The sequence below is a fragment of the Paraburkholderia gardini genome, assembly GCF_907164545.1.
Taxonomy (GTDB): domain Bacteria; phylum Pseudomonadota; class Gammaproteobacteria; order Burkholderiales; family Burkholderiaceae; genus Paraburkholderia; species Paraburkholderia gardini.
Genome location: NZ_CAJQZB010000015.1, coordinates 107,957 through 118,974, shown reverse-complemented (window position 1 = coordinate 118,974; position 11,018 = coordinate 107,957). Strand labels below are relative to the sequence as shown.

At 60.5% G+C, this 11,018-nt stretch carries 11 protein-coding genes; 9 read left to right on the top strand and 2 right to left on the bottom strand.

All coding sequences use genetic code 11. The annotated features are described in order from the left end of the window. The first annotated feature begins 293 nt into the window (after positions 1–293). From LPA37_RS13080 to LPA37_RS13060, 5 genes are all read left to right on the top strand, one after another. Positions 294–1,589 carry an MFS family transporter gene (locus LPA37_RS13080; protein ID WP_228976226.1) on the top strand — a complete coding sequence of 432 codons (1,296 nt, stop codon included), beginning with the start codon at positions 294–296 and terminating at the stop codon, positions 1,587–1,589. Positions 1,590–1,900: 311 nt separating this feature from the next. Next, on the top strand, positions 1,901–2,791 hold the full coding sequence (locus LPA37_RS13075; protein WP_407672519.1) for a TauD/TfdA dioxygenase family protein: 891 nt from the start codon (positions 1,901–1,903) through the stop codon (positions 2,789–2,791). Positions 2,792–2,842: 51 nt separating this feature from the next. After that, positions 2,843–3,904: an ABC transporter substrate-binding protein gene (locus LPA37_RS13070; protein ID WP_228976225.1), complete on the top strand. Its 1,062-nt coding sequence runs from the start codon at positions 2,843–2,845 to the stop codon at positions 3,902–3,904. Positions 3,905–4,093: 189 nt separating this feature from the next. Then, the gene (locus LPA37_RS13065; protein ID WP_228976221.1) at positions 4,094–4,936 is read left to right on the top strand and encodes an ABC transporter ATP-binding protein; all 843 of its coding nucleotides are present in this window, start codon (positions 4,094–4,096) and stop codon (positions 4,934–4,936) included. Then, entirely contained in the window at positions 4,933–5,820 is an 888-nt protein-coding gene (locus LPA37_RS13060) for an ABC transporter permease (RefSeq protein WP_229012760.1), read from the top strand. The genes LPA37_RS13065 and LPA37_RS13060 overlap by 4 nt, the downstream gene beginning before the upstream one ends. Positions 5,821–5,874: 54 nt before the next feature. On the opposite strand, the gene LPA37_RS13055 is transcribed toward LPA37_RS13060, so the two are convergent. Further along, on the bottom strand, positions 5,875–6,822 hold the full coding sequence (locus LPA37_RS13055; RefSeq protein ID WP_228976216.1) for a glycosyltransferase family 2 protein: 948 nt from the start codon (positions 6,820–6,822) through the stop codon (positions 5,875–5,877). 439 nt (positions 6,823–7,261) lie between these two features. On the opposite strand from LPA37_RS13055, the gene LPA37_RS13050 reads away from it, so the two are divergent. The 4 genes from LPA37_RS13050 to LPA37_RS13035 all read left to right on the top strand — a co-directional run bounded on the left by LPA37_RS13050 (position 7,262) and on the right by LPA37_RS13035 (position 9,724). Continuing rightward, positions 7,262–8,128, top strand: a complete 867-nt coding sequence (locus tag LPA37_RS13050) for an NmrA family NAD(P)-binding protein (RefSeq protein WP_229012759.1) — start codon at positions 7,262–7,264, stop codon at positions 8,126–8,128. Positions 8,129–8,271: 143 nt separating this feature from the next. Next, positions 8,272–8,757 (top strand): SRPBCC family protein, encoded by a 486-nt coding sequence (locus LPA37_RS13045; RefSeq protein WP_228976212.1) that lies wholly within the window; start codon positions 8,272–8,274, stop codon positions 8,755–8,757. Between the two features lie 303 nt (positions 8,758–9,060). Beyond that, positions 9,061–9,264, top strand: a complete 204-nt coding sequence (locus tag LPA37_RS13040; RefSeq protein WP_090537609.1) for a cold-shock protein — start codon at positions 9,061–9,063, stop codon at positions 9,262–9,264. A 232-nt stretch (positions 9,265–9,496) separates the two neighbouring features. Then, positions 9,497–9,724 carry a hypothetical protein gene (locus tag LPA37_RS13035; RefSeq protein WP_228976210.1) on the top strand — a complete coding sequence of 76 codons (228 nt, stop codon included), beginning with the start codon at positions 9,497–9,499 and terminating at the stop codon, positions 9,722–9,724. Positions 9,725–9,804: 80 nt separating this feature from the next. Here the strand turns inward: LPA37_RS13035 and LPA37_RS27810 are convergent, their stop codons facing one another. Then, positions 9,805–10,959 (bottom strand): methyl-accepting chemotaxis protein, encoded by a 1,155-nt coding sequence (locus LPA37_RS27810; protein ID WP_324251709.1) that lies wholly within the window; start codon positions 10,957–10,959, stop codon positions 9,805–9,807. Between the last annotated feature and the right edge of the window lie 59 nt (positions 10,960–11,018).

The following is an 11,018-nucleotide window of genomic DNA, read 5'->3' as shown; positions in this document are numbered from 1 at the left end:
ACGCACCTGGAAACAGTAGCGCTTTCGAAGCGCCTTTCTTTTGCTTACCTTTCTTTGGAAGACGCCCCGAAGGAAGTCCCCTTGGAAGACAAAGAAAAGTAAGTGCCGCCCCGCACAGGGGCAACACCAATAGACCGACACGAATTCAAGGAAAGGCCCAAAAAATACCAGCAAAAAGCCAACAAACCCCTTAACCAAAACCTTACATCCGGTAAAATTCCGGCCGCAAGCCAAACAAAAAAACAGTACCAGACCAGAAAAACCAAAAAACAGAGAAAGGAAAAACAAACCCGATGACCGACCTCTCCGTCCTCCAGCCTCACGACACCCGTCGCCGCATCTTCGCCATCGTCGGCGCCTCCTCGGGCAATCTCGTCGAATGGTTCGACTTCTACGTGTACTCGTTCTGCGCCCTGTACTTCGCGCCCGCGTTCTTCCCAAGTGGCAACACAACAACCCAGTTGCTCAATACCGCCGGTGTCTTCGCGGCAGGCTTCCTGATGCGCCCAATCGGCGGCTGGTTCTTTGGCCGTCTCGCCGACAAGAAAGGCCGTCGCACCGCGATGATGGTCTCCGTGTTCATGATGTGCGGCGGCTCGCTGGTGATCGCCGTGCTGCCAACCTATGCGCAGATCGGCGCGCTCGCACCCGCGCTTCTGCTCGTCGCGCGCCTGTTCCAGGGGCTGTCGGTCGGCGGCGAATACGGCACGAGCGCGACCTACATGAGTGAAGTCGCGCTCAAGGGTCGTCGCGGCTTCTTCGCGTCGTTCCAGTACGTCACGCTGATCGGCGGACAGCTCTGTGCGCTGCTGGTGCTCGTGGTCCTGCAACAGACCCTCTCCACCGCGGAACTGAAGGCGTGGGGCTGGCGTATTCCGTTCGTCATCGGCGCGCTCGCCGCACTCGTCGCGCTCTATCTGCGTAAATCACTCGACGAAACCACGACGGCCGAAATGCGTCATCGCAAGGAAGCGGGCACGCTGCGGGGGCTGTGGGCGCACAAGGGCGCGTTTGCGACGGTGCTCGGCTTCACGGCCGGCGGCTCGCTGATTTTCTACACGTTCACCACCTACATGCAGAAGTACCTCGTCAACACAGCAGGCATGAACGCAAAGACGGCCAGCAGCGTGATGACGGGTGCGCTCTTCGTCTACATGATCATGCAGCCGCTCTTCGGCGCATTGTCGGACCGCATCGGCCGTCGCACGTCGATGATCCTGTTCGGCCTTTTCGCCACCATCGGCACGGTGCCGCTGCTGCATACGCTGAAGGACATCACGAATCCGTACGCGGCATTCGGCCTGATCGTGCTGGCGCTCGCTATCGTGAGCTTCTATACGTCGATCAGCGGTCTGATCAAGGCTGAAATGTTCCCGCCTGAAGTGCGCGCCCTGGGCGTCGGACTCTCGTATGCGCTCGCCAACGCGATCTTCGGCGGCTCGGCGGAATACGTCGCGCTGTGGCTCAAGCGGGCCGGCAGCGAACCGATGTTCTACTGGTACGTCACGGCACTTTGCGCGATCGCGGGCCTCGTGTCGTTACGCATGCGCGACCCGGGCAAGGAAGGGTATCTGCGTAACGAACCGTAAGCGACACACGCTTCGCGGCGCGTCAGAACGGCGGCTCCGGTATTTCCGGTGCCGCCGTTTTTACTGGCGGAACGCAACAGTTTTTCCAGACGAGCGTTGCGCTTATCGTTCCAGCAGATAAACGTATCGGATTTGCTTCGTTGCTCACGATGGACCACACCCGTAGATTGACGGTTTGAAAGAGCGCCTTTCGACGCTAGCCCATCCGACGATCTGATGAAGAGTTTTGCGTGACACTTGCTACTTCCGACCATCAACCGCCTCACGGAGCCGTTCATCGCTCCGTGCATCAGGACCCTTATCGATCCGGTATCGAAGCCGATATCCAGTCATCCGGATCCGTGCCATCGCAGCGCATCGAAATCCGCGCATTCGATGCGCCAGCCGGCGCCGAGGTGCTCGGTCTCGACCTGAGCCTGCCGCTCGGCGTGGACGATTTCGCGCGCATTCATCGCGCGCATCTCGATCATCATGTGCTGGTGTTCCGCGATCAACGCATTACGCCCGATCAGCACATTGCGTTCAGCCGCCGCTTCGGCCCGCTGCAGATTCATGTGCTGCACCAGTTCCAGCTGGCCGGTTATCCCGAAGTGCTGGTGGTATCGAACATCGTCGAGGACGGCAAGCCAGTCGGGCTCGGGGATGCCGGCCATTTCTGGCATTCCGACCTGTCGTACAAGGAAAACCCCAGCCTCGGCTCGCTGCTGCATGCGCAGGAATTGCCGTCCGAAGGCGGCGACACGCTCTTTGCCAACATGCATCTCGCGTGGGACACGCTGCCCGCCCATCTGCGCAACGCGGTCGAAGGGCGGCTCGCGCAGCACACCTATCTCGCGAAATACGCGGAACTGCAGCAGCGCAGCCCGTGGCGTCCGGATCTTTCGGCGCAACAGATCGCGCAGGTAAAACCCGTCCTGCAGCCGGTGGTGCGCACGCATCCCGAAACGGGCCGCAAGGCGCTCTTTGTCAGCGAACATTTCACCACGCACATCGCGGGCCTGCCCGACGACGAAAGCCGGGAACTGCTTGACGCACTCTTCGCGCATAGCGTGCGGCCGGAGCATCTATATCGCCACGTCTGGGCGGAACACGATCTGGTGTTCTGGGACAACCGCTCGCTGATGCATCTTGCCGCCGGCACCCCCAACCATCTGCGCCGCAAGATGTATCGCACGACCATCGAAGGCGATGTGCCGTTCTAACGGCGTTCACGCGCGCCCTGACGCGCCGCTCCACGCACCCTGAGGTTTCCCATGCATTCAATTCGTCCGGCCGCTCCCCGGCCGTTTAAACGCGCGCGCTTCGTGCGCCGGTTCGCCGCCGCGTTCCTGGCGCTCGTGGTTTCCGCCGCAGGCTTTGGCGTGGCCGTTCCGGCACATGCCGAAGGCCAGATCCGTATCGCTGAACAGTTCGGCATTGTCTATTTGCTGCTGAACGTCGCGCGTGACCAGCAACTGATCGAGAAAGAAGGGCGCAAGGCCGGCATCGACATCAAGGTCGACTGGATACAGCTTTCCGGCGGCTCCGCGGTCAACGACGCGCTGCTGTCCGGTTCGGTCGATATCGCGGGTGCTGGGGTCGGTCCGTTGCTGACGATCTGGGACCGTACGCATGGCCGCCAGAACGTGAAGGGCGTCGCGTCGCTCGGCAATTTCCCTTATTACCTCGTGTCGAACAATCCGAACGTGAAGACAATCGCGGACTTCACGGAGAAGGATCGCATCGCGTTGCCGGCGGTATCGGTCTCCGTGCAATCACGGATGTTGCAGTTCGCCGCCGCGCAGCGCTGGGGCGAAAAGGATTTCAACCGGCTCGACAGACTGACGCAGACGGTGCCGCATCCGGATGCGACAGCCGCGATCATCGCGGGTGGAACGGAAATCACCGGGCACTTTGGCAATCCGCCGTTCCAGGAGCAGGAACTGGCCAGCAATCCGAAAGCGCACATCGTTCTCAATTCGTACGACGTGCTGGGCGGCCCGAGCTCGGCCACCGTACTTTATACGACGGAAAAATTCCGCAACGACAATCCGAAGACGTATCGCGCATTCGTCGACGCACTCGTCGACGCCGCGCGTTACGTGAGTGCCAATCCCGAGGCGGCCGCCGATACCTATATCCGCGTGAATCATTCGAAGATCGATCGCGCGCTGCTGTTGTCGATCATCCGCGATCCGCAGGTGCAGTTCAAGGTCGCGCCGCAGAACACGCTAGCGCTCGCGCAGTTCATGTATCGCGTCGGCGCGATCCGCAATGAGCCCAGGTCATGGAAGGATTATTTCTTCGACGACCCGGCCACAGCGGGTGGAAGCTGATTCGCGCGCTGGCGGACGTCATCGCAGTGAAATCGATGCTTATGCGTCAGGCTGTATTGAATATGCGCAATCGTTGGTTGGTCAGCGGGCGTGTGAACCGTATCGTGCTGGTTTGCACTTGCGGTATCCAGTCGTGAACGCCATGACGCCCGAACCATTCGATACAGCTTTTGCGCAAGGAGCCGAGTGATGGTAGCCAATCCTTCTACGCTTTTCCCGGATGCGGCCGGCGAGGCCGCCGCCGTATCACAGCCCGGACATAGCGAGCGGCTGCTCGCCGTGGATAGCGTCAACCTCGAATACCACACCCGCGAACGCATCGTGCGTGCGACGCACAACGTGAGTTTCGACGTCTACGGCGCCGACCGTTTCGTGCTGCTCGGGCCTTCCGGTTGCGGAAAATCGACGTTGCTCAAGGCGGTAGCGGGATTCATCGCGCCGCGTTCGGGCTCGATTTCACTGGATGGCAAACCGGTGCGCGGGCCAGGCGCGGATCGCATCGTCGTGTTTCAGGAGTTTGACCAGCTGCCACCATGGAAGACGGTGCTGCAAAACGTGATGTTTCCGCTGCGTACCGCAAAGAAGCTCGGACGCGCGGAAGCGAAAGAACGCGCGTTGCACTATCTGGAGAAGGTGGGCCTTGCTGCATTTGTCGACGCTTACCCGCATACGTTATCCGGCGGCATGAAACAGCGTGTCGCGATAGCGCGTGCGCTCGCGATGGAGCCGCGCGTGCTGCTGATGGACGAACCGTTCGCCGCGCTCGATGCACTCACGCGACGCAAGATGCAGGAAGAACTGCTGCGCCTGTGGGAAGAGACGCGTTTTACATTGCTGTTCGTCACGCATTCGATCGAGGAGGCGCTCGTGGTCGGCAACCGGATCCTGCTGCTTTCTCCGCATCCGGGGCGCGTTCGCGCGGAACTCAACAGCCATCAATACTCGCACGACAGCTTCGGGCGTATCGATTTTCAGCGCAGCGTGGCGCACATTCATCGCCTGCTGTTCGAAGAGACGGAGCCTGTCCAATGAGCACGCCCACTTCCAGTACGTCGTGGTTGCCGCCTGTGCGGCCTGAGTACGAGCGCTCGCCGGAGTTGCCGGGCGACGTCGTCGCCGAAGCGCCGTTGCCGGTGGCGCGGCGTTTGATGGCGCAATCGTGGTTGCGCAAGACGCTGATCGCGCTGGTGCTGCTCGCGGCGTGGGAGCTCGCGGCGCGCGTGCTGAATAACGATCTGCTGCTGCCGGGGTTTGGCGCGACGTTGAGTGCGTTCGTTCAGGGCGTCCTGTCGGGCGAGCTGTTGCAGAAGACGGCGGTGTCGCTGTCGGTTCTGCTGCGCGGCTATCTGCTGGGTGTGCTGTTCGCGTTTCTGCTGACGTCGCTGGCGGTGTCGACGCGCATTGGCCGTGACCTGCTTTCGATGCTCACCGCGATGTTCAACCCGTTGCCGTCTATCGCGCTGCTGCCGCTTGCGCTGCTGTGGTTTGGGCTTGGCACGGGCAGCCTGCTGTTCGTGCTCGTACACGCAGTACTGTGGCCGCTCGCGCTCAATACGTATTCAGGTTTTCAGGCCGTGCCTGAAACGCTGCGCATGACTGGACGCAATTATGGATTGAGCGGTTTGCGCCACGTGACGCTGATTCTCGTGCCGGCGGCTTTGCCGTCGATTCTTGCCGGTCTGCGTGTGGGCTGGGCCTTTGCGTGGCGCACGCTGATCGCCGCGGAACTCGTATTCGGTGCCAGCAGCGGCAATGGCGGCCTCGGCTGGTACATCTTCCAGAACCGCAACGAACTCTATACCGACCGCGTGTTCGCCGGACTCGCCGCGGTGATTGCGATTGGTCTCCTCGTCGAGCATCTTGTATTCGACACGCTGGAGCGCGTGACGGTGCGTCGTTGGGGTGTGCAGCATTGATCGGTGTGAGCGCGGTACGTTAGCCACCGCGCGTGCGCAGCGCTGATTGACGGATCAACGCGCTTTGAGCGTAAGCATCGAACGCGAAATCATCATGAGGTGATAGTAAAGCCGCATGCTGAAGCCGTAGTTATAGGCGAACAGGTTCTTTACCGCGATACGCAGCCCCTTGACCGGATCGTGGTTGCGAGAATAGACCGAAACGACGATCGGTACGATACGTCGCAATGCGAGCTTGCGCGCCGGTTCAAGCTGACGGTCAAGGCGAAGCTTTTCGATGAACGCATAGGCGGAAACCGAAGCCGCGTTTGTCGAACGTCTGGTCGTCGTCGAAATCGAGACGTCGGTCTTGCGATAGAACGACACGTATTCGTTGAGGTAATACACCTGCTTCGCAGCAAGGCAGAGTTCGACGCCAAATACATAGTCGCAGCACATCCCGTACCGCTCCTTGTAGCTGATGCGGCGCACGAGATCGGCATCCGCCATCCAGCCATTGTTCGGGAACATCTGGATGAGGCCCGTGCGCCCCGGTTGCCGCTGCAATCCTTCAGCGCCTTTCGTGCGGTAAAAATCGGCGTTCAGGCGGTCGCTGGCGTCGCGATCGACATGACCCGCCTGATCGACCTCGTACTGGTTCGCGAACGCCACGTCGAGATCCGGATGGCGCTGCCAGAGCGAAACCAGACGCTCGATGCCATCGACGGCCAGATAGTCATCGTCGTGAATCAGCAGAATCTTGCTGCCGCCCGCTCGCGCAAAAAGACTCGACACATTGCGCGCCTGTCCAAGCGAAGGTGTATTCCTCACGTAACGGATGCGTGGTTCGTGCTGATAGCGCGTTGCGATCATCCTTTGCGTGCGGTCGTCTTTTGAATCGTCGCCTATCAGGATCTCGATGTTTGTGTGAGTCTGCGCGAGGCACGACTCGATGCACTCGACAATGAGATCCGGACGGTTGCAGGTCGGCAGACAAATGGAGACCTTCGTTTGCGTCGTCATCTGGTTCGCCCTGGTTCGTGAGCCTGTGTTCGTGAGGGTCAATACAGCCCGCTCCCATGACGAACTGCTCGCCATGCGACACCAGGGTAGCCCAAAAAAAGTCGAAAAAAATCCTCAATAAATCGGCCAAAAACCCCGGATTCGCTGCAATCGCCCGGCCCAGGTGCACGCGCGGCACCGTACCTGCTGACCGGTCATGCGGGCGGGGGGCTGACCTTGTGGCTTGAGACAAGCTGGTTTTATTCATGCTGGCGCCCCGGAGACGCCTGTGAAACAGGCAATAACACCACTCGCCGGGTCGATCCTGTTTCAACTTCGAGTGAACACGTACATGACGTAACGGCATTAATCAAATGACATTCATGCGCTGGATGAAGCGGGATATCGTGACCAGAATGCTTTCCTGTGCGGCGTGGGTCGCAATTCACTGGAGAGAGCAATGTTCGCGATTACCGGAATCACAGGGCAGGTTGGAGGGGTTGTGGCACGGCAACTGCTGGCGCAGCAGCATGACGTTCGCGCGGTAGTACGTGACGCGACAAAGGGCGCTGCCTGGGCCGGGGCAGGTTGTGAAGTGGTGCTCGCCGGCATGGATGACGCGCAGGCTTTGGCCCGCGCGTTCGCTGGCTCGGAAGGTGTGTTTGTTCTGTTGCCGCCGAATTTCGATCCGTCACCAGGCTTTCCGGAATCGCGCCGGATTATCGCGGCTTTGCGGCAGGCACTGGAAGCCGTGCAGCCACGGAAGGTCGTGTGCCTGTCGACGATCGGTGCTCAGGCAGAAGAGATCAACTTGTTGCAGCAACTGCAGATCATGGAACAGGAACTCGGCACGCTGTCGATGCCCGTCGCGTTTTTGCGGGCCGCGTGGTTCATCGAAAACGCGGTGTGGGATGTCGAGCCTGCCAGCACGACCGGCATCATGCCGAGCTTTCTGCAGCCGCTGGAGCGCGCTGTGCCTATGGTCGCAACCGCTGATGTCGGTCGCGTCGCGGCTCGATTGCTGGGCGAAACATGGGCGGGGCGTCGTGTGGTGGAGCTCGAAGGTCCGCGCCGGGTGAGCCCTGATGACCTTGCCGCCGCGTTCGGTCATCTGCTGGACCGGGATGTGCGGGCGCAACCCGTGCCGCGCGATACGTGGGAGTCGCTGTTTCGCGCGCAAGGCATGCGGAATCCGGTACCGCGCATGCGGATGCTCGACGGCTTCAACGAAGGCTGGATCAGGTTCGAGGTGTCGGAGGCCGAAACGGTGAAAGGTGTCGTGACAGTCGAAACGGTGTTGCGCGGCCTGATCGGGCGGGCGGCCTGAAACCGTTCATCTGTGGCGACATGGACCGGAACGGGCGGCCTGGAGTCGTTTTTTCGTGGTCGTATATCGATGGAATCGGGCAATATGGTGCGTAAAACCCGGCAGGTGCAATCGGGAATGGCAACGTGATTGCAGGAGAAATCGTGCACACAGCGCAATACCGCTTTTCGACGACATGGCGAATCGAAGCGCCGTTGCCTGCGGTCTGGGCTGTGGTTCGCGATGCGTCGCGCTGGCCGCGGTGGTGGAAGAACGTCGAACGCGTGGTCGAAATCGCGCCGGGAACGGGCGAGGGCATCGGCGCCGTTCATCGCTATACGTGGAAAGGCGCGTTGCCGTACCGGATCGTCTTCGACATGCACGTGACGCACGTCGATCCGCTGGTCGCGCTCGAAGGCGAGGCGACCGGCGACGTGCGGGGCACCGGCCGGTGGCAGTTTGCAAACGATGGCGACGCAACCATCGTGCGTTACGACTGGCAGATCCATACGAGCCGGTCGTGGATGAATCTGCTCGCGCCCATCGCACGTCCGGTCTTTCGCTGGAATCACGATGCGGTGATGCGCGAGGGCGGTGAATCGCTTGCACGTCTTCTGCACGCGCGGCTACTCAGTATCGAGCAGACGTAAAGCGTCGGCCCAGAGCTACGGGTTCATGCCATTTGCTGTATGTTCAGGACGTCAGAACCGTTTGTTCAAGGTCGCGCGTAACCCTTTGTGGCGGCCGCCGCGGGTCTGACCAACAAACCGTTACTTAATAAACCTTGCTTTGGAAGCCTTCACAGCGTACTGTGAGGGCCGAAGTTCAAGAAGATCGATTGCTGATCATCAATGTGTCGCCTCTTCAGCGGTATTCGTTGTCCTCTCACTCCTTGATCCTTCTCAGCCGCTCCTTAACAGGGCGGATTATTTATTTTTTTCGCAAGGTGGGTTATGGAAACCGGTACCGTCAAGTGGTTCAACGACAGCAAAGGCTTTGGCTTCATTACGCCGGACGCAGGTGGTGAAGATCTTTTCGCGCACTTCTCGGAAGTGAAAGGCGATGGCTTCAAGACCCTGGCTGAAAACCAGAAGGTCAGCTACGAAACGAAGCGCGGCCCGAAGGGCATGCAGGCAGCGAATATCACGCCGCTTTAAGTCGCTGTTTCGGGCGCGTCAAGGCCTGAACGACCCCGCAACAGTGGGCCTCAAGGGCACACGGCTGATCGGGGTATAACGGCAACCTTTAAGGTCGCCGTCTGCTGCCGCTCCTTATTGGAGCGGCAGTTTCGTTTGCGCAACCGTTTCGTGCGTTTCCGTTCGCTCCGTTTGATTGATAGACTGATGTCCCGAGGCACACAACAAGACCCGGACACAGGAGACTTCAACAATGAAAATCGCTTTCAAGGATTTCGAGCGGCAGGTCATGCAGCGTCACCTCATCAAGGGACACGTCTACGAAAACGCGGCGGCGCTCGTTGAACGCGCAAACGCATGGATTGCCGAAGAAAGCATCGATGTCGTGAACGTAGAAAGTCTGTCGACGTTCGGCAGCGGTGACGACACGAGCGTCAGCCACTGGTATTCGGGCATCCGGATCTGGTATCGCATACCCTGAAGTGTTTTTCACGCCAGACCGAAATGAAGGTGCCGAGGCGAATCCCACGTCACGTGCGACGGGCGCGCGGCCATGCGCGCTCAAGCCGACAGCTTCGCCGTGTTTGCCGTGCCAACCTTGAATTCCGATAACGTGCCTCGCACGCGCGTCACCTGTTCTTCGAGCGACTGGGCTGCGGCCGCCGCCTGTTCGACGAGCGCGGCATTTTGCTGCGTGACCTGATCCATCTGCGTGACGGCCGCTGCGACCTGTTCAATTCCCCGGCTCTGTTCTTCCGATGCGCTCGCAATTTCCGCCACGATGGCCGAGACCTGTCCGATCGCGGTCTTGACCTGCTCCACCGTCGAGCCGACATGCGCCGCCTGCGATGATCCCTCGCGCACCATTGCAACCGACGAGCCGATGAGCGCCTTGATTTCCTTTGCCGCCGTTGAAGAGCGTTGCGCGAGATTGCGCACCTCGCTTGCGACGACCGCGAAGCCGCGCCCGTGATCGCCGGCTCTCGCGGCTTCCACTGCGGCGTTGAGCGCGAGAATGTTCGTCTGGAACGCAATGCCTTCGATAAGACCGGTGATCTCGGAGATTTTGGTCGATCCCTGGTTGATCTGCTCGATGGTGTGCATCATCGCCTGAACTGCGTCGTGACCGTCGTCCGCCATCCCGGACGCGCGGCTCGCGAGGTTGTTTGCCTGACGTGCGTTGTCGGTGTTGTGCCTGACCGTCTCCGTGAGTTCGACCATGCTCGCAGCGGTCTCCTCAAGCGACGCCGCCTGTTCCTCGGTGCGGGCTGAAAGATCCATATTGCCCGCCGCGATCTGCTGCGTGGCCGTACTGACCGAATCGGTCGCGGCCTGGACGGTCAGCACGGTTTCCTCGACGCGGTTCATGAACCGGTCGAACCATACGGCGCCGCGCCCGAACTCATCCATGCGGCGCGCGGCGGATCGCCTCGACAGATCCAGTGTCTGCGACAGGTACTGGAACGAACGCGATTGCCTGCCCAGACCGTCGACCACGATGGCTTGCAGATGCACAAAGCCAAACGCGAGTATCGCAATCGTCCCGCCTGTGGCAACAGGTAGTAGCCAGAGCAGGGCGTGTGTGGACACGCCGGCAAACGAATGCGAATCGCGCAGCGCGACCGTCGCCACCACACCGATGCCCAGTGTGAGCAGCGCTGGGATGCCAAGGGCCATCGCCAGGCGAAACTTGATGGTTGGAACAAACTTGTGCATCGGGTCTCCAATGGGCTGCGTTCCAGGGCAACCGTCTGTCTCGCAGATTGCCGTCGAAC